Source organism: Allobosea sp. AK1 (assembly GCF_006714945.1).
GTDB lineage: Bacteria > Pseudomonadota > Alphaproteobacteria > Rhizobiales > Beijerinckiaceae > Allobosea > Allobosea robiniae.
The window spans coordinates 328,363-347,339 of the sequence record NZ_VFMG01000001.1 but is presented as its reverse complement, the minus strand read 5'-3'; the positions used below and the strand labels follow the sequence as shown (position 1 = coordinate 347,339).

At 66.3% G+C, this 18,977-nt stretch carries 16 protein-coding genes; 12 read left to right on the top strand and 4 right to left on the bottom strand.

Annotated features, from left to right (window positions below; genetic code table 11):
* Positions 1 to 10 precede the first annotated feature (10 nt).
* From FHT98_RS01775 to FHT98_RS01765, 3 genes are all read left to right on the top strand, one after another.
* The gene (locus FHT98_RS01775) at positions 11 to 520 is read left to right on the top strand and encodes a PAAR domain-containing protein (RefSeq protein ID WP_142111987.1); all 510 of its coding nucleotides are present in this window, start codon (positions 11 to 13) and stop codon (positions 518 to 520) included.
* Positions 521 to 587: 67 nt separating this feature from the next.
* Positions 588 to 1,370: a hypothetical protein gene (locus tag FHT98_RS01770; protein WP_142111985.1), complete on the top strand. Its 783-nt coding sequence runs from the start codon at positions 588 to 590 to the stop codon at positions 1,368 to 1,370.
* 62 nt (positions 1,371 to 1,432) lie between these two features.
* Complete coding sequence (locus FHT98_RS01765; protein ID WP_142111983.1) at positions 1,433 to 1,786, top strand: RidA family protein; 354 nt, start codon at positions 1,433 to 1,435, stop codon at positions 1,784 to 1,786.
* Positions 1,787 to 1,902: 116 nt separating this feature from the next.
* Here the strand turns inward: FHT98_RS01765 and tagH are convergent, their stop codons facing one another.
* From tagH to FHT98_RS01750, 3 genes are read right to left on the bottom strand one after another with little or no spacing between them, the layout of a single operon-like run.
* Entirely contained in the window at positions 1,903 to 3,288 is a 1,386-nt protein-coding gene (gene tagH / locus FHT98_RS01760; protein WP_142111980.1) for a type VI secretion system-associated FHA domain protein TagH, read from the bottom strand.
* A gap of 33 nt (positions 3,289 to 3,321) precedes the next feature.
* Positions 3,322 to 3,870, bottom strand: coding sequence for a DUF6931 family protein (locus FHT98_RS01755; RefSeq protein ID WP_091861336.1), 549 nt, complete (start codon positions 3,868 to 3,870; stop codon positions 3,322 to 3,324).
* Between the two features lie 37 nt (positions 3,871 to 3,907).
* Positions 3,908 to 5,767: a type VI secretion system Vgr family protein gene (locus tag FHT98_RS01750; protein WP_142111977.1), complete on the bottom strand. Its 1,860-nt coding sequence runs from the start codon at positions 5,765 to 5,767 to the stop codon at positions 3,908 to 3,910.
* A gap of 118 nt (positions 5,768 to 5,885) precedes the next feature.
* On the opposite strand from FHT98_RS01750, the gene FHT98_RS01745 reads away from it, so the two are divergent.
* The 9 genes from FHT98_RS01745 (at position 5,886) to tssH (ending at position 17,251) form a co-directional block, all read left to right on the top strand.
* A complete protein-coding gene (locus FHT98_RS01745; protein WP_061967214.1) occupies positions 5,886 to 6,443 on the top strand; it encodes an OmpA family protein in 558 nt (185 codons plus the stop codon).
* Positions 6,444 to 6,513: 70 nt separating this feature from the next.
* On the top strand, positions 6,514 to 7,935 hold the full coding sequence (locus FHT98_RS01740; protein ID WP_142111975.1) for a type VI secretion system protein TssA: 1,422 nt from the start codon (positions 6,514 to 6,516) through the stop codon (positions 7,933 to 7,935).
* A gap of 122 nt (positions 7,936 to 8,057) precedes the next feature.
* A complete protein-coding gene (gene tssB, locus FHT98_RS01735) occupies positions 8,058 to 8,588 on the top strand; it encodes a type VI secretion system contractile sheath small subunit (protein WP_082617389.1) in 531 nt (176 codons plus the stop codon).
* 149 nt (positions 8,589 to 8,737) lie between these two features.
* Complete coding sequence (gene tssC, locus FHT98_RS01730) at positions 8,738 to 10,243, top strand: type VI secretion system contractile sheath large subunit (RefSeq protein WP_061967218.1); 1,506 nt, start codon at positions 8,738 to 8,740, stop codon at positions 10,241 to 10,243.
* A 138-nt stretch (positions 10,244 to 10,381) separates the two neighbouring features.
* The gene (locus FHT98_RS01725) at positions 10,382 to 10,864 is read left to right on the top strand and encodes an Hcp family type VI secretion system effector (RefSeq protein ID WP_061967219.1); all 483 of its coding nucleotides are present in this window, start codon (positions 10,382 to 10,384) and stop codon (positions 10,862 to 10,864) included.
* 62 nt (positions 10,865 to 10,926) lie between these two features.
* Positions 10,927 to 11,475, top strand: a complete 549-nt coding sequence (locus FHT98_RS01720; RefSeq protein ID WP_248309124.1) for a type VI secretion system baseplate subunit TssE — start codon at positions 10,927 to 10,929, stop codon at positions 11,473 to 11,475.
* A 12-nt stretch (positions 11,476 to 11,487) separates the two neighbouring features.
* A complete protein-coding gene (tssF, locus tag FHT98_RS01715) occupies positions 11,488 to 13,449 on the top strand; it encodes a type VI secretion system baseplate subunit TssF (RefSeq protein ID WP_142111973.1) in 1,962 nt (653 codons plus the stop codon).
* A complete protein-coding gene (gene tssG / locus FHT98_RS01710; RefSeq protein WP_465246901.1) occupies positions 13,446 to 14,510 on the top strand; it encodes a type VI secretion system baseplate subunit TssG in 1,065 nt (354 codons plus the stop codon). The genes tssF and tssG overlap by 4 nt, the downstream gene beginning before the upstream one ends.
* Positions 14,511 to 14,521: 11 nt before the next feature.
* Entirely contained in the window at positions 14,522 to 17,251 is a 2,730-nt protein-coding gene (gene tssH, locus FHT98_RS01705) for a type VI secretion system ATPase TssH (RefSeq protein WP_142111971.1), read from the top strand.
* Positions 17,252 to 17,419: 168 nt separating this feature from the next.
* Here the strand turns inward: tssH and glpD are convergent, their stop codons facing one another.
* Positions 17,420 to 18,955: a glycerol-3-phosphate dehydrogenase gene (glpD, locus tag FHT98_RS01700; protein WP_142111969.1), complete on the bottom strand. Its 1,536-nt coding sequence runs from the start codon at positions 18,953 to 18,955 to the stop codon at positions 17,420 to 17,422.
* Positions 18,956 to 18,977 lie beyond the last annotated feature (22 nt).

Here is an 18,977-nt window from a genome sequence, read left to right as displayed (position 1 = left end):
GGAGGCCCGCATGCCCAAGGGACCGGCCGCACGCATCATGGACCCGGTGCTGCACCCGCTGCCGGGCATGCTCCAGCCCGGCCCGGGCAGCACGAACGTGATCATCGGCGGGATGCTGGCCTGGCGCGGTGTGCCGGCTGCGGCGGCTGCTGCGATCCAGGGGGCCAAGGCGACTTCCGATGCGGCGCTGCAGGCGGCTCAGGCTGCCACCGTCGCCGCCGCCGGTACGCCGGGAGCGCCGGCCGCCATCGCCGCCGAGGAAACCGCCAAGAACACGGCCGCCGCCAGCATGGGCTCGATGATCACAGGCGCGGCAGGCGGAGCCGACATCCATATCTGCCTGACACCGCTCGGCCCGTCGCCGCTGCCGACGCATGGGCCCGGCGTCGTCATCGACGGCTCGCAGACCGTGCTGATCAACAACCTGCCGGCCTGCCGCCTGGGGGATACGATCATCGAGGCGCTGGGGCCGCCCAACAAGATCATGATGGGGCTGCCGACGGTGATCATCGGCGGCTGATGACAGATTGATTCAAAGCAGCGGTGGAAGCTGCTGAGACTGAATCGTTTTCTCGCTGCGAGGGATGATGGCGAAGGGCAGGCGGACGGTTCCGGATCGGGCGGAGGCGAAGAGCGAGCGCTTTCGCCACAAGATCGTGCAGCGCCTGTCCTCGGACCAGCGGCGGGCGGTGAACCACGGGCTCGCCCGCAACGGGCGCGTCGCTGAAACTCTTTGCTTCATGGCACTGATCCGCGATCCCGCCCGGCGCAAGCGCCCGATCCTGCCGGTGCCCAACGTGAGCTGCACGGCGGCGGTGCGCCAGTTCTTCCGGGCCGATGACGGCGAGCAGGCGGCGCATCTCCTGCCCGGCCAGATCTCGATCGACGGCGCCTTTCCCTGGCTGTTCCTGGCAGGGCCGGCGGCGCGGCAGCTCGAGAATTTGTTCGGCTATGTCGAGCCGTTGCGGGCCGACTACAACAAGGCCGATTCCGCTGCCGAGGCGAACGGGCTGACCGATGCCTTCGCCGATGCCTGCCGGCGGGTGCTGACGAGCAAGGGCGAGGCTGTTGCCGATATCGTCGCGGCCTATGAGCAGGTCTGGCAGCCGGGCGCGCTCGCCGCCTTCGCTGCGGCCGAAGCGCAGAAGCGCAGCAAGCCGACCCCGCCCCCGATCGAGCGCGGTGTCGGCATGGAATACGGCATGATCCTGAATTTCGAGGAGCGGATGGCCGCCTTCGAGGACGACTCGATCTGGGCGACCTATGAGCAGCTCAGCATCCTCGGCTATTACAAGGTCGCGATGGAAGACGCGCCGCGTCAGCTCCAGCCGCGCGCCATTCGGGAGATCCTGGCGCTGCCGCCGGCTTGACCGGGCAGGGCTGGCGGGCCAAGCGGGCTTCTCCATTTCTCCCGCGACAGGATGCAAAGCCCATGACCATCGAACGCATCGGACTGGCTGCCCGCTACTGCGACGCCGCCATCTTCAACGGCATCATCTTCCTCGCCGGCCATGTCGCCGAGAAGACCGAGGGCGCTTCGCTGACCGAGCAGACCGAGGAGGTTCTCGCTCTGCTGGAGGATACGCTGGCGCAGGCCGGCAGCCGCAAGGAGCGCATCCTCAGCGTCCAGATCTTCCTCACCGATATCAGCAAGATCGGCGAGATGAACGTGGTCTGGGACAAGTGGGTCGCGAAGGGGCATTCCCCGGCGCGTGCGACCGTCGAGGCGAAGCTGGCCTCGCCCGGCTACGCCATCGAGATCACCGCGGTCGCGGCGAAGGGGTAGCTCGCTCCGGTTGCGTCATGGTCGGGCTTGTCCCGATCATCCACGCCTTCGCTGGTCGAAGCTCGTGTTCAAGACGTGGATGCTCGCCACGAGGGCGAGCATGACGGCGGGGCTCGTCACTTCCCGCCGCGGTCGTAGCACTCGGCGAAATAGATCATGAAGGCGTCGACGAGACCGTTCTCATAAGGAGCGGTCTTGGCGTCCCAACGCGCGACATAGGCCTCCCACATCTTCGCCTTGCGCGAGCCGATCAGCCCGCCGATGCCGCCATCCTGCGCCGTGGCCTCGGTGATCGCCTGCGGGTCGAGATCCTCGACCAGCATTTTCAGCGCGTGCTGCATGGCCGAGTAGGTCTTGATCTGGTGAGCCTTGAGGTCGCGAAAACTCTCGTCGAAGGCGCGCCTGGCATCGAGATAGCCGCTGCGCGGCTGGCCGAAGATCAGTTGCAGGGCGTCGTCGACCGTCGGCGAGAATTTCAGCGGGTTGTTGTCCTGTGCCTGGATCATCGTCTGGCTGGTGCTGCGGGCGATGCGCTTGGTCTCGGCACGGGCGGCGAGCAGGCCCTTCAGCTCCTCGGCGATCAGACGCATCAGGCCGCCGAGCTGCTCGGCGAAGGCGCCGGGGTCCTGCGTCGCCAGCGCCTGCGGCGAGACGCCGGCACCCTTCGCGAAGCGCTGCATGAACTCGCCCATCGAGATCGGTGCGGCTGCGCCCGGCTGCGCCGCGGGCTCGGCCGGGAAGGCCGGGGCGGGGGGAGGCGGGATGGCGGGCACCGGAGGCGGCTCGGCCGGGGTCTCGGGCGGAACCGGATCCTCGGTAGGCTCGTCCCAGGGGTTGGCGTCCGCAGCGCTGCTTGCCGGAGGCCGGCGCGGGGTCGGCATCGCCACCACGGGCTCCTGCGCCGGTGCGGGTGGCGGCTGGAGCGGCGCCCAGGCGAAATCGTCGGTCCGCGCGGCGGGCGGCGCCCAATCCTGCGGAGGCGGCGCTGACCGTTCGGCGCTCGGGGCCGGGATGTCGGTTGCCCAGTCGATGAAACCGGCATGGACCGGCCTGGCATGGCTCGGCGGCATCAGGTCGCGGCGCGGAATCGGCGGGGCGGCTTCCTCGCTCGGTGCCCAGAGCAAGTCGGGCTGCGCGGCATAAGGTGGCGGTGGGGCAGCCGTTTCCGAGGCCTGTCCGGCCTCCTCGTCGATGACGACGGCGATCAGGTAATGGCCGATCTCGAGCCGGTCGCCGTTCTGGAGCCGGTAGGGCGACTGGACGCGATGCTCGCCGCCATTGACGAAGGTGCCGTTGGTCGAGATGTCGCGCAGCCACCAGCCGCCGTCGCGGAAGCGGATCTCGCAATGGCGGCCGGAGACGGCGCGCGAGGGATCGGGCAGGGCCCAGTCGAGATGCTGGTCGCGGCCGATATCGAGGCCGCGTCCGCCGCTGGTGGTCACGCTGAGCGGGCCGCCATCGGGCAGCGAGGTCTCGTTCTCGATCGTCAGTGTCAGCGCCATCGCGGACGTCCCGTTACAGCCCGAGCGGAAGGATCAGCGCTTGCCGGCATCGTCTTCAGCCAAACGAATGCATGCTTCGACGCAGGCGCGCAATGCACCGTCGCGCTCGCGCGCCGGCAGGCGGTTGATCGCGTTGAGCACCGCGATCCGCGCCATCTTGGCCGTCAGGTCGGGCGGCGTCGGGATAGGGTGGCTTTCCGACATGCTGCCGCCGGAATAGCCGGCCGCCCAGGCGGCGAAGGTGCCCGGCCTTGCGCTGTCGCCGGCTTGCGCCTGCCGCAATGCCTCGAAACGTGTCTTGTCGCCGGGCTCGCGCACCCAGGCTTCGGCCGCCGCGAGGCCGGGGTCCTGCGTGCCGGGCGGCTGCATGGAACGGACGGCCTGCACGGCCCACCACACCGTCTCGCGCCGCGGCAGCAGGAAGGCGCAGAAGCCGGCCGCCTCCATCGGCGCCGGCCCCCTGACGAGGCGGCCGAGGAAAGCCAGCGGTGGCTCGGTGGTCGGCGCCATCGTCACGGCCTGATGGGCGGACGGATAGGTCTCGAACACTTCGCGGGCGGTGCTGAAGCGCAGGCGTGACATGGAAGCTCCGGCCGTTTTGTCGTTATCGGTATTCCGCTCAGTTGATGTTCACCATCGGTGCCTTGACGACGAGCATGCCGTCGCTCTTCACCTCGGTCAGCGCCTGGCTATGGATCGTGATGGTCGGCGATTTGATCTCGATGCTGCCGGGCGTCATCTTGATCGTGCTTCCGCCGACCTTCAGATTGATCTCCGTCAGCGCTTCGATGTCGAGCTTGCCGTTCTGGACGTCGAGCTTGTCGTCGCCCTTCTTGAGCGTGGTCTCGCGCGAATAGCCGCCGCCGTCGTAGCGCTCGCCGATATCACGGGTCTCGATGTTGTTGACCGTGATCTTGTGGTCCTTCTCGGTCCTGATCTCCAGGACCTCCTGATCCTTGCGGTCCTCGAACTTGATCTCGTTATAGGTGTCGGAAAAGCCGGCTCCATCGGTCGACTCCGACTTGAGGCCGGACTGCGTCTTGTTCGCCGGCAGTTCATAGGGCGGCTTGTGCTGGTCGTTGACGACGGCGCCGACGACCAGCGGCAGGTCCGGATTGCCCTCGATATATTCGACGATCACCTCCTGGCCGATGCGCGGGATGACCTGGCCGCCCCAGCCCTTGCCGGCCCACATCTGCGCCACGCGGGTGCGGCAGGAGGTCGAGCTATCCTCTCGGTCCCAATGGAAGCGCAGCCAGATGCGGCCGTATTCGTCGACGTCGATATCGCCTTCCTCGCCCTTGTTCTTCTCACCGACGACCTTGGCGGTGTGCGGCCCGTAGACGGTGGGGCGGGGCGTCACGATCGGCGCGCGGAAGCGCTTGTCGCTTTTCTGGAGCTCGTAGGAGCCGTGATAGAGCGCCTCGTCCCGGCGCCCCGACGAGCGATAGCTCTGGATGCCGAAGGCATGGGTCGCGCGGACCACGACATATTCGCTGTTCTCGGCGCCGGTGGGGTGGTCGGAGAGCTTCATCAGCGCGCCGGGATAGAGGCTGGCGGCATCGCCGGCGGCATAGCGGCGTTCGTCCTGCGCCTGCTCGGCCTGCGCCATCACGCGGGCGAAATGCTCGCCCTGGTCACGCTTGGTATAGGCGGCCGGGTAGTCGTAGGCCTCATAGGACTTGGCCTTGGGGAATCCCTCCTCGGCACGGGCGGTGAGATCGGATTCGGATTTCTCGAAATCATAGTCCTTGAGCTCGAACTTGCCGGTGCGCAGGCGACGGATCGTCGACCAGCTCGTCAGATGCTCGACGGCGCTGCGCGGGAAGCGGCTGCCCTGCGGAACGAAGGCGTAGCCGGAAGCATCGCCCTGGAAGCTCGGCTCGGCCGCCGCCTGGACCTGGTCATGGGCGGAGCGGGAATCGCAGAGGACCAGCTTGTGGTCGCCGTCGCTGTGCTTGAAATAGTAGTAGATGCCGTACTGCTCCATCAGTCGCAGCACGAAATCGAGGTCGGTCTCGCGATACTGGACGCAGTAGTCAATCGGCTGGAGCGTCTCGCTGGTGCGGTCGTCGAAGCTCGCTGAGCCTTCCTTCTTGAAAATCTCCTTGATGATGTCGAGGGCGGTCTTGTTCTTGAAGATCCGGCAATCCGCCCGCTGCGAGAGCAGCCAGAGCCACGGCTTGAGCGTGAAGCGGTAGATGTAGAGATCATCCTGCTTGCCGAGCCATTGCGCATCGACCAGCGTGCCGTTCAGCACACGCTCGCTCTTGTTCTTGAGCGTGAATTTGATCGAGCATTTCTCGCTCATGATGCTTTGCAGGTCAGCGTTGTCGGTCTTGCTGACTGTTTCGATATTATAAGTGAACAATTCGCTCAAAGCCTCGCTGGCTTCGAACTTGATAAGTGTAAATTCGTCTTTTCCCGTCGGCGTTGAGAAAGACGCAGTTCTTTGATCTTGCCCAAGAGCAGAAGACATCAACTGAACCTTTCGATTCGCGCTTTTATTTTTATCTTGACGTAGGTGATTTCTGGAGTCATCCTTCCATCCCTAAGTCCTTATCTGCCAGACGGCGAAACTCAGCGGGAGTGTTCCCATGCGCAAGCAGCCCGGCTTCACTGCCTTTGTCGCTCTGACCGGCGCTATGGTTCTGTCCATGGCGAACGGGGCCGGGGCGCAGACCTACAAGGCCGATGACATCGTCAAGCATTTCGGGCCGGGCATCGCGCCCAAGCCCGGCATCTCGCGGGGGCTGTGCGTCGGCACGGAAGCCGAATGCGCCAGGGCCGGGCAGGTGGTCGAGCCGGCCAGGCCGGTCAGCGCCTTCGATCTCGTCGTGAAGTTCAAATACAATTCCGACGAGCTGGAGCCCGAGGCCAAGCTTAATCTCGACGAGTTCGCCAAGGCGCTGAAGACGCCGCAGCTCTCGCAGCGGACCTTCATGGTCGAGGGGCATACCGACGCCGCCGGCAGTGCCTCCTACAATCTCAACCTGTCGCAGCGCCGGGCGCAGGCCGTCGTCCGTTATCTCGGCGGGCACGGGGTGAATGCCGCCAAGCTGGTGGCCAAGGGCTACGGGCAGAGCAAGCCTATCGCGGCCGATCCCTTGTCCGGCGACAACCGCCGGGTCGAGACCCGCCTGCGCGGCGAATAAAACACGATACGGAACGGCCGCGGCGATCCCGGCCGTGACCGGGCCGCCGCTCCTGTGAGCGGGGAAAGCGATGGCGGGCCTGAATTTCGCCGACCTGACGAAACCGGTTTCGGCTGACGAGCCCTGCGGCCCGGATCTCGAGGACGATCCCGATTTCATGAACGCCACGGCGCGGCTCGAGGTCGCGCTGCCGGTCTCGTATTTCCGCCGTGACGACGACGGGCGCCAGATCGCCTTCGATCGGGCGAACATCGAGTTTCCGCCGGCCTTTGCCGAGCTCGGCAAGCTGCTGGAGCGTTCGCGCGACCTCAGGATCCTCGTGCTCGCGGCCAAGCTTACGATCCTCAACCGCGACGTGCCGGGATTCACCGCCAGCCTGTCAGCCATGGCCGATCTCCTCGGCAGCTACTGGGAGGAGGTGCATCCCAGGGCGCTGGACGGCGACTTCGTGATGCGCGAGGTCGCCCTGCAGGGGCTCGACGAACTGGCGACGGTGGTGCTGCCGCTGCAGCACGCGCCGCTCTTCGTCAGCCGGCGGATCGGACCGTTCATGTTCCGCAGCCAGCTCGTCGCGAGCGGCGAGACGAAGCTCGTCGACGGCGAGCAGCATCCCGATGCTGGAACGATCCAGGCGGTGCTGGGCGAGGTCGAAGCGGACGAACTCGTCGCGATTCTCGGCCAGGTGAATGCCGGGCGCGACGCGCTCACGCGCCTGCGGACGATCTGGCTGGAGAAGGTCGGTGTCGATCATCCCCTCGGCTTTCCGCGCCTGGCGACGCTGCTGGACCAGATCGCCGCCTTTCTCGACGCCGCGGTCGTACGGCGTGTCCCGGGCCATCAGGCGTCGGGGCCGGAGCCCGTGGCGGCCGGCCCGCAAGGGTCGGCAGCAAACACCGCAACCTTCGGTCCTGGCAGCGTTTCGAGCATCCTTCATGTGGAGGATACGCTGGGAGCCTGCCTCGGCTACTTTCGCAGAACCGAGCCTTCGAGCCCGGCCGTCCTGCTGATCGGGCAGGCGCAGCAGCTGATCGGAAAGTCGTTGATCGAGGTCATCCAGATCATGTTCCCCGACCAGGTCGACAAGGCGGTCTTCGAGATCGGCGACCAGCGCCGGTTCCGGTTGCCGCTGGAGCGCCTGCCGGTGCCGGACGGCACCGAAGCGGAGAGCGAATACGAAGCGGGGGACGGCTACGACAGCGATGCCGAAGCCGGTGAAGATGCTTCCGAGGCAGGTGGCGACGGGGAGAGCGCGACCGAGGCGGCCGAGGCCGTTGCCGCGCCGAACCCGGTGCCATCCGCGATCGTGATCGGCAGCCGCGCGGATGCGGTCGGCGCGATGAAGGCGGTCGCCGCCTTCTACCGCCAGGTCGAGCCCTCGCACCCGACGCCGCTCCTGATGGACAAGGCCTGTGCTCTGGCGCAGCATGATTTCATGTCGCTTCTCGGCAGCATCCTGCCAGATGTCGTGCCGGTTCCGGAGGCTGACAGCTAGGGAAGTTTTTCGTCATTGCCTTGAACCTCCCGTCACAGTCGCGAGACTATATCGATGACGGGTGAAAACGGATAGGATGTCACGTTACGTCGGCGTGGCACGAATGCAGAGGGGCACGTCACATGGCCGGAGATTCTGGACAGAAGTTCATCCGCCGCAACAGGCCGCCTCGGGTGCATATCACCTACGAGGACCCCTACAATGCGGAGCAGAAGGTCGAGCTGCCCTTCGTCATGGGCGTGATGGCCGATCTGTCGGGCAACGCCTCGGCGATCGAGAAGCCGGAGATCTCGCAGCGCAAGTTCCTCGACTTCGACATGGATAATTTCGATCAGCGCATGGCCGCGATCGAGCCGGCCGTGTCCTTCAACGTGTCCAACAAGCTCGGCGAGGACAGCAGTGAGAAGCTCTCGGTGGCGTTGAAGTTCTCGAAGTTCGAGGATTTCAGCCCGGCCGCCATCGCCCGCCAGATCCCGGCGACGGCGAAGCTGCTGGAGGCGCGCGAGCAGCTCGCCAACCTGCTGCGCTACATGGACGGCAAGATGGCCGCCAGCGACCAGATCAAGGCGCTGTTGGCCGATCCCCAGCTGATGGCGGCGCTGAAGGACCAGCTCGGCAAGGGCGAACCTTCGGAAGACAAGACGGCGAACTGAGGGCAGGGCGCGGGCTCAGCCCCCGGGGAGCTGCGCGAAGGAGCGGGAGCCGCTCTTTCACAGGAGCGATGCTCCGGATGGTGTGAAGCGATCCCGTCCGCATCAGGTGGGATCGGGGGCCTGCAGGCGGTTAAGCGAGCGAGGCGGCAATGGCAGCGGAAGCACAAACCCAACAGCCCGGCGGGGCAGCAGTCGAAACGCGCGAGATCGACGATTTCTCGGCGATCCTGAAACAAAGTTTCAAGCCCAAGACCGAGCGTGCGGCGACCGAAGTCGAGAATGCGGTCGCGACCCTGGTCAACCAGGCGCTGGCGGACCAGACCCTGATCAAGGGCGACGTCATCGACACGATCGAGGAGATGATCGCCCGGCTCGACGCCAAGCTGACCGAGCAGATGAACGCGGTGCTGCACGCACCGGAGTTCCAGAAGATCGAAAGCGCCTGGCGCGGCCTCAACTACCTCGTCTTCAATTCCGAGACGGACGCGCAGTTGAAGATCAAGGTGATGAACGTCTCGAAGGGCGAGCTCTACCGCAATCTCAAGACCTATCCCGGCGCGCGCTGGGACCAGAGCCCCCTGTTCAAGCAGGTCTATGAGCAGGAATTCGGCCAGCTCGGCGGCCAGCCCTTCGGCTGCCTGGTCGGCGACTATCATTTCAGCCATGTCCCGACCGACGTGCAGCTCCTGCGCGATCTGTCGAAGGTGGCGGCGGCGGCGCATGCGCCTTTCTTCGCAGGGGCCGAGCCGACCCTGATGGGCATGGATGCCTGGACCGAGCTGTCCAATCCGCGCGATCTCAGCAAGGTCTTCGACACGCCCGACTACGCGGCCTGGAAGGGCCTGCGCGACGCGGCCGATTCCCGTTATGTGGGCCTGTGCCTGCCGCGGGTGCTGTCCCGGGTGCCGTATGGCGCCAAGTCCGAGCCGGTCGAGGAGTTCGCCTTCGAGGAGGATACCGACGGGCACAAGGGCGAGAACTACGCCTGGATGAACGCGGCCTATGCGATGGCGGTCAACGTCAACCGCGCGTTCAAGGAATATGGCTGGTGCACGCGCATCCGCGGCGTCCAGTCGGGCGGCGAGGTGCTCAACCTGCCGACCCATACCTTCCCGACGGATGACGGCGGCATCGACCTGAAATGCCCGACCGAGATCGCGATCAGCGACCGGCGCGAGGCCGAGCTGGCGAAATCCGGCCTGATCCCGCTGATCCATCGCAAGAACACCGACAAGGCCGCCTTCATCGGCGCCCAGTCGCTCTACAAGCCGAAGGCCTATTCGGGGCCGGACGGCGTGGCGGCCACCGCGTCGGACAACCTGTCGTCGCGGCTGCCCTACATGTTCGCAGTCTCGCGCTTCGCGCACTACCTGAAGTGCATGGTTCGCGACAAGATCGGCTCCTACAAGGAAAAGGAGCCGCTGCGCCGCTGGCTGCAGGAGTGGATCACCGACTATGTCGATGGCGATCCGGTCAATTCCAGCGAAGAAACGAAGGCGCGGCGCCCGCTCTCCGATGCGCGCATCGACGTTTTCGAGGACGAGGAGAACCCCGGCTACTACTCGGCCAAGTTCTATCTGCGGCCGCACTTCCAGCTCGAAGGCATGGATATCGGTCTGAGCCTGGTCTCGCGACTGCCAGCTCCCAAGCAGTGACCGTCACCTGAATACCAGGTGACGGCGACAACGAGAATCTTCGACGCGCCGACCGCTTGAGGGCGGCGCGACAGGAGAAGTGTGTCCACAGCGGGCCCGCATCCGCGAGCCCACAGCAATCCTACTCTGGAGGTAAAAATGGCTAGCGACTTCCTGCTCGAGATCGACGGCATCAAGGGCGAAAGCAAGGATTCCAAGCACAAGGACACGATCGAGGTCGATTCATTCTCCTGGGGCATCAGCAATGCGGGCTCGCATGCGTCCAACGCCGGCGGCGGCGCCGGCAAGGCGAGCTTCCAGGACATCCACTTCACCTGCTCGGTCGGCAAGGCCTCGACGAACCTGGCGCTGTCCTGCGCCGGCGGCAAGCACATCAAGAAAGCGGTGCTCTTCGTCCGCAAGCAGGGCGAGACGCAGCAGGACTATTACGTGCTGACGCTGGAGGACCTGATCGTGTCGAGCTACCAATCCGGCGACGCCGCCGGCGGCTCCAGCATTCCGACCGACCAGTTCTCGCTGAACTACGCCAAGATCAAATACGAGTACAAGGCGCAGAAGGCCGATGGTTCGCTCGAGGCGCCGAGCACCATGACCTGGGATATCAAGACCCACACCAAGTGAGTTGAAGATCACCGGCTCCGGCATTTGCCGGGGCCGGTGCCTTGCCGACGGTGCGATAGGCCATGGCAGATCCGATCTCGAAGAAGCGGCTGCGGCCGCCTTTGATGTTCGCATTCCGGGAGGCGCATCTTGAAAAGGATGCGAGGACCGCGCTCGACCTTCGGGACGAGGGCGGCGAACGCGTGATTGCGCCGCGCCGCGCGGCGCCGCGCGCCGCGATCACCGAACAGAAGCTGCGCCGCGAGATCGCGCTGGATCTCGACGCGCTGGTCAACACCATCAATCTGGGCTCGTCGCTCGATCTCTCCGAACTGGAACATGTGCGCCGCTCCGTGCTCAACCACGGCTTCCCGGACATGACGCGGCTGTCGATCGACGAGCATCGCGTCGATGCCATCCGGGACGATCTGGCCAATGTGCTGGTCGGTTACGAGCCGCGCCTGATCCGCAATTCGGTCGCCGTCGAGCGCGACGAAACGCTGGACCCGGCCGAGCTCAAGATCCGCTTCCTCGTGCGCGCCGATCTCAATTGCGAGCCGCTGAATATTCCGGTCCAATTCGTCGCCGATCTCGAGCTCGATACCGGCAAGATCGCCATCAAGGGGCGGTGAGGTGGTGAGGCGATGAACCAGGAGTTTCTCGATCTCTACAACCAGGAACTCCGGCTCTTCATGGAGCACAGCAAGGAGTTCGCGGAGGAGTATCCGGGCATTGCCGAGCGACTTGGCGGGCTCGCCGGCGAGCGCATGGACCCGATGGTCGGCGGCCTGCTGGAGGGCGCGGCCTTTCTCGCCGCCCGCGTCCAGCTCAAGCTCCGGCACGAGTTTCCCGAGTTCACCAACAACCTGATCGAGCAGCTTCTGCCGAACTATCTCGCGCCGACGCCCTCGGCGCTGCTGGCCGGCGTGGTGCCGACCTATTCCGATCCGGCCCTTCGCGAGGGCATGCGGATCGCGCGCGGTTCCTATATCGACGCGACCTATCTGGAGCGCGAGCGGCGGGTCGCCTGCCGCTACCGGTTGGGTGGTGACGTCACGCTCTGGCCCTTCGAGATCACGGGGGCCGAATACATTCCGGCGCCGGGGCCGCTGCAGGCGCTGGGCCTGCGCACCGGGCCGCGGGCGCTATCGGGCCTGCGCATCTCCCTGAACCATCGGGTCATGGCTGACCCCGAGCAGGAGCCTTCTGCGGCGCAGGCGCTGAAGAATCCGGCGAGCTGGTTCGCCGGTTGCCGCACCCGCGATCTGCCCTTCCATCTGCTCGGGGCCGAGGGTGACGCCGTCGCGCTTTACGAGCAGTTATTCTCGAACTGCATCGGCATCCATTTCCGCCATCTTGATGCGTTCGGCGATCCGGTGGTGACGCCGGGCGACGGCTGCCGGCTCGAACAGATCGGTTTCGACGAGGACGAGGCGCTGCTGCCGGCCGATACCCGTGTCTTCCGCGGCTTTGACCTGTTGCGCGAATTGTTCTGGTTCCCGCGCAAATTCCTCGGCTTCCGGCTGGAGGGGCTCAGCCGCATCATGCCGAAGCTCCAGGCCAAGGCGGTCGACGTGATCTTCGTCTTCGACGAGGTCAATACGCGGCTCCCGGGTGCCGTCCGCAAGGAGATGTTCGCGCTCTATGCGGCGCCGGCGATCAACCTGTTCGAGAAGACGACGGATCGCATCCCGGTACGGACGAACCAGCACGAATTCCATGTCGTGCCGGACCGCAGCCGCGCGCTCGACTATGAGCCGCACAGCATCCTCTCGGTCCATGCGCATTATGCCGGCGGGCGCGAGAAGCAGCCGGTCCACCCGCTTTATTCCTCGCCGGAAGGGGCCTCGCCGACGCAAGGGCTGCACTATACGCAGCGGCGCCTGCCGCGGCGCCGTTCCTCGGCCGAGCGCCGGCAGGGCAAGGCTTCCGATTATACGGGCACGGAGATGTTCATCTCGCTGGTCGAGCCGGCGGGCGTCACCGACACCGCTTCGGTGGCGGAGCTCAGCGTGCGCGCGCTCTGCTCCAACCGGCATCTGACCGAGCATTTGCCGACCGGTCAGGGTGGCGCCGATTTCCGCCTGATCGACAATGTCTCGCTCGACATCGCCTGCCTCGCCGGGCCGACGCCGCCGCGCGAACCGGTCGTTTCCCAGCTCAAGCTGCGCTCGGAGACCGCGAGCACCGGGGTCGTGACCTGGCGGCTGGTCAACCTGATCAGCCTGAACCATCTCGGCCTCGTCCAGCGCGGAGCCGGGGAGAACGGCGAGGCGCTGCGCGAACTGCTCTCGCTCTTCGCCGATCTCGCCGACAGCGCCACCGAGCGGCGCATCCGCGGCATCAAGAGCGTCGATAGTCGCGCGGTCGTGCGCCGTTTCCCGCAGCGGGCGGGGACCGGTGCGGCACGCGGGCTCGAAATCACGGTGCTGCTCGACGAGAAGGCGTTCGAGGGCTCCGGCGTCTTTCTGTTGGGGGCGGTGCTCGACCGCTTCTTCGCGGAATACGCGGCGATGAACCATTTCACCCAGACGGTGATCCGCACCGTCGAGCGTGGCGAGGTGATGCGCTTTCCGCCGCGCGCCGGTGCGAGGCGCATCCTGTGAGCGAGGACGCCGCCACCCCGCTGGAAAAGGCGCCAAACTACCAGGCGCAGCTCGAGGCCGAGCCCTGGCGCTTCGATTTCTACGCGGTGATGCGCCGGCTGGAGCGCAGCTTTCCCGACCGGCCGCGCGTGGGCGACGTCGCCTCGCGGCGCGACGAGTATGTCGCGCTGGGCGAGCAGCCTTATCTCGACTTCCCGGCATCGAGCCTGGCCGAGGCTGGTCGCGATGGGCAGGGGCGGCTGCGGCTCTTCGTCAAGTTCCTCGGCCTGCTCGGACCGCAGGGGCCGTTGCCGCTGGCGACGACCGAGGAAAGCTACCACTGGACGCTGGTGCGCGACGACGCCTTCCCACGCTTCCTCGACATCTTCAACCACCGCTTCCTGCAGCTCTTCTATCGCGCCTGGGCCGATTCACGCCCCATAGCCCAGCATGACCGGCCCGATCTCGACCGGTTCGCCGCCTATATCGGCAGCATGATCGGGATGGGCTCCAAGCCCTATCTCAAGCGCGACAGCGTGCCCGATGCCGAAAAGCTCGCCCATGCCGGGCTGATCGGCGCGCATGCGAAATCGGCCTCGCGGCTGCGGCGCTTTCTGGCCGGCTTGTTCAAGACGCAAGTCGAGATCGAGCAGTTTACGGGCATGTGGCTGGTCTTCGACCCGGCCGACCGGACGCGGCTTGGCGGCTCGCATTGCTCGCTCGGCAGCGACGCGCTGCTTGGCGGCAGCGTCTACAGCGTCGAGGACAAGTTCCGGGTCAAGATCATCGCTGCCGACCTCGAACAGTTCGAGCGCTTCCTGCCGAACGGCGACCGCTGCGAGCCCCTGGCGGATGCGGTGTTCTTCCATCTCGGCGAGCAGTTCGAATGGGATGTCGAGCTCGCCTTGCCGGTCGGCGAGGTCAAGCCGGTCCGGCTCGGTCAGTCCGGCCATCTCGGCTGGACGAGCTGGATGGCACCGAACTGGGATGTCGAGGAGGGCGCCCTGCGCCGCGACGCCCGCTTCCATCCCGCCGAAAGCCTGCGCCTGAAACGAAGCCGCACTGCCTCCACCGGACATTGAAGGAGACGACCATGGCCGATATCAGCCTCGAAGCCATGACGGGCAAGCTCAATCGGGTCGGCTACGACACCTTCCTCCAGGCGTTCAGGCAGACGAAGGGGGCCGGCAACCGCAATGTCGAGCTGGCGCATTGGCTGCTGCAGATCCTGCAGGGCACCAGCAACGACCTGACCCTGACCGCGGACCATTACAAGCTCGACCGCGCCAGGTTGCTGATGGATCTCGGCGGCATAGTCGGGGGCTTCCGCCGCAACGAGACGGAGATGCCCGGCATTGCCATCCAGATCTTCGATATCCTCGAACGTGGCTGGCACTACGCGACGCTGTTCTTCGGCGAGACGCAGATCAGGACCGGCCATCTGCTGGTCGCGGCGTTGAAATCGACCGAACTGCGCCGCGTGCTGACGGGCTTTTCCAAGGAATTCTCCAAGATCCCGGTTGAGGAACTGGCCGCAGGTCACGGCAAAATCTGGGAAAGATCGGAAGAGGAGAACCTCCGTCCGATGGACGGCTCGGGCCTGCGTGCGGCGGGCACGCCTGGCGCCGAACAGGCCGAGGGGGCGAAGGGTACGACCGCGCTCGACCGCTTCTCGCAGGATCTCACCGTCAAGGCCCGTTCCGGCACGATGGACCCGATCCTCGGCCGCGACGACGAAATCCGTCAGGTCATCGACGTGCTGATGCGCCGGCGCCAGAACAACCCGATCCTCACCGGCGAGGCCGGTGTCGGCAAGACCGCCATCGCCGAGGGCTTCGCCCAGCGCGTCGCGGCGGGCGACGTGCCGCCGCCGCTCAAGGGCGTGCGCGTCTGCGCGCTCGATATCGGCCTGATGCAGGCCGGCGCCTCGATGAAGGGCGAGTTCGAGCAGCGGCTGCGCTCGGTGATCGACGAGGTGCAGTCCTCGCCGACGCCGGTGATCCTGTTCATCGACGAGGCGCATACTCTGATCGGCGCCGGCGGGCAGGCCGGCACGGGCGATGCTGCGAACCTGCTGAAGCCGGCGCTGGCGCGCGGCACGCTGCGCACGATCGCCGCGACGACATGGTCGGAATATCGCCAGTATTTCGAGAAGGATCCGGCGCTGACCCGGCGCTTCCAGCCGGTGCAGGTCGACGAGCCCGACGTGGCGCGCTGCTGCACGATGCTGCGCGGCCTGATCGGCCCGATGGAAAAGCACCACAAGGTCCGCATCTCGGACGCGGCCATCGTTGCGGCGGTCTCGCTCTCCTCGCGCTACATCCCGGCCCGCCAGCTCCCCGACAAGGCGGTGAGCCTGCTCGATACCGCCTGCGCCCGCGTCGCCATCAGCCAGAACGCAACGCCGGCCGCGATCGAGGATGCGCGCGTCGCGATCTCCTCGCTGGAGCAGGAGAAGGCGGCGCTGACGGCAGACGCCGATCTCGGCACCGATGCGACCAAGCGGCTCGGCGAGATCGAGGCGGAGATGGCGGAGAAGGGGGAGAAGCTGACGGGGCTGGAAGGGGCCTGGACGGGCGAACTCGCCATCGTCAAGGAGATCAAGGCGCTATGGACCAAGCTCCGCGAGAAGGCGGCGCCGCAGACGACCGATGCCGCCCAGCCGGAGGCGAACGAGAATGTCGCGCCTGCGCCGGCCGAAGCCGAAGCTCCCGCACCCGAGCCAGCCGTCGATCCGGCGGAATCGCGCGCCGCGCTCAATGCCAAATTCGCGGCGTTGAGCGAGGTCGATCCGGCCAACCGGATGATCTATGCCCATGTCGACGAGCAGTCGGTGGCCTCGGTCGTCTCGGACTGGACCGGCATCCCGGTCGGCCGGATGGTCAAGGACGAGATCGAGACCGTGCTCAACCTCGCGGAGACGCTGAACAAGCGCGTCGTCGGGCAGGGCCACGGCATCGGCATGATCGCCAAGCGCATCGAGACCAACCGCGCCAGGCTCGACAATCCCAACAAGCCGATCGGCGTGTTCATGCTCTGTGGCCCCTCGGGCGTCGGCAAGACCGAGACGGCGCTGGCGCTGGCGGAATCGCTCTATGGCGGCGAACAGAACGTCATCACCATCAACATGAGCGAGTTCCAGGAGGCGCATACCGTCTCGACGCTCAAGGGCGCGCCTCCCGGCTATGTCGGCTATGGCGAGGGCGGGCGCCTGACTGAGGCTGTCAGGCGCAAGCCTTATTCGGTGGTGCTGCTCGACGAGGTCGAGAAGGCGCATCCCGACGTGCACGAGCTGTTCTTCCAGGTGTTCGACAAGGGCCAGATGGAAGACGGCACCGGCCGGCGCATCGACTTCAAGAACACGCTGATCATCCTGACCTCGAATGTCGGCACCGACGAGATCATGAGCATGTCGGCGAACGGCGCGGCCAAGCCCGATCCGGAGGCGATGGCGGTGAGCCTGCGTCCGGCGCTGCTCAAGGTCTTTCCACCGGCACTGATCGGGCGGCTCGTCACCATCCCCTATTACCCGCTGTCCTCGGACATGCTGGCCGGGATCGTGCGGCTCCAGCTCGGGCGCATCGGCAAGCGGCTCAGCGAGAACCACAAGGCGGCCTTCGTCTATGACGATGCGGTGGTCGAGCACATCGTCGGGCAGTGCAACGATCCGGATTCGGGCGGGCGCATGATCGACAACATCATCACCAACTCGATGCTGCCGGCGCTCTCGCGCGCGATCCTCAACCTGCAACTGGAGAAGAAGCCGTTGACCGAGGCGAAGGTCTCGGTCGAGGAGGGGCAGTTCGCGTATCAGGTGGCTTGACGTTTCCTATGGCCACTCCGTCATGCTCGCCCTTGTGGCGAGCATCCACGTCTTGAACACGACCTGCGACCAGCGAAGACGTGGATGGTCGGGTCAAGCCCGACCATGACGGAACATCGGTTTTCGCCAGCTCCTGGCTCGTCGCTCCGCTGCGCTTCGGGATGACGCTCACGCCTGCTGCATGAAATCGTCGAGCGCCTCGCTCTCGGCTTTCGACAGCCGCAGGCCGAGCTTGCCGCGGCGCCAGAGCACGTCCTGCGCCCGGCGCGCCCATTCCGCCTTCATCAGGTAGCGGACTTCGCGCTCGTAGAGATCCGCGCCGAAGTGCCGGCCGAGATCGGCGAGGCTCTTCGCGTCGCCGAGGATGTCGCGAGCGCGGGTGCCGTAGGCGCGGGCGAGCCGCGTCGCGCTGCGGCGTTCCAGCCAGGGATGGGTGGCTGCGATCTCACCGACCAGCTTGTCGAAACCGCCGACCGGGAAATCGCCGCCGGGCAGGGCGCCCGTCACCGTCCATTCGGCGCGGGCCGCCCAGGGCGCGAGCGGCGCGAGCCTGGCGATCGCGGCCTCGGCGAGGCGGCGATAGGTCGTGATCTTGCCGCCGAAGACGGAGAGCAGCGGTGCTTCGCCTTCGGGCGCGTCGAGCGTCAGCACATAGTCGCGCGTCGCTTCCTGCGCCTTGGAGGCGCCGTCATCGTAGAGCGGGCGCACGCCCGAATAGGTCCAGACCACCGATTCCGGCGTGACGGGCTGGCGGAAATACTCGCTCGCCGCGGCGCAGAGATAGGCGATCTCGTCCGGCGTCGCGACGACCTCGGAGGGGTCGCCGTGATAGTCGCGGTCGGTCGTGCCGATCAGCGTGAAATCCTGTTCGTAGGGGATGGCGAAGATGATGCGCCCGTCCGCGTTCTGGAAGATGTAGCAGCGGTCGTGCTCGTAGAGCCTGGGCACGACGATATGGCTGCCCTGCACCATGCGGACGCCGGCCCTGGCATTGGTGTGGATCACGCCGTTCAGGACCTCGCCGACCCAGGGGCCGGCGGCATTGACGAGCGTGCGCGCCCAGATCGTCTGCCGGCCCTCGGGGCCGTCCGTCTCAAGCTGCCAGAGGCCGTTCTCGCGCCGCGCCGCAGTGACGCGGGTACGGGTGTGGATCGCGGCGCCGCGCACGGCGGCATCCATCGCGTTCAGCACGACGAGGCGGGCGTCCTCGACCCAGCAATCGGAATATTCGAAGGCCTTGGCCTGGTCGTCCTTCAGCGGCTTGCCGACCGCGTCATGGGCGAGGTCGAGCGTGCGCGTCGCGGGCAGGAGCTTGCGGCCGCCCATATGGTCGTAGAGGAACAGGCCGAGCCGCAGCAGCCAGGCCGGGCGCAGGCCCTTGTGATGCGGCAGCACGAAGCGCAGCGGGCGGATGATATGCGGCGCGATGGCCCAGAGGCGCTCGCGCTCCATCAGGGCCTCGCGCACCAGCCGGAACTTGTAATGCTCGAGATAGCGCAGCCCGCCATGGATCAGCTTGGTCGAGCGCGAGGAGGTGGCGCTGGCGAGATCGTCCTTCTCGAACAGCACGACGGAGGCACCGCGCCCGGCCGCATCGCGGGCGATGCCGCAGCCATTGATGCCGCCACCGATGACGGCGAGGTCGTAAGGCGTGGCGGGGTCGGTGCCGAAGCCGGCTAAGGGCGGGGTCGTTTCGGAAGCCATGCGCATCTTCTGGAAGGCTGGA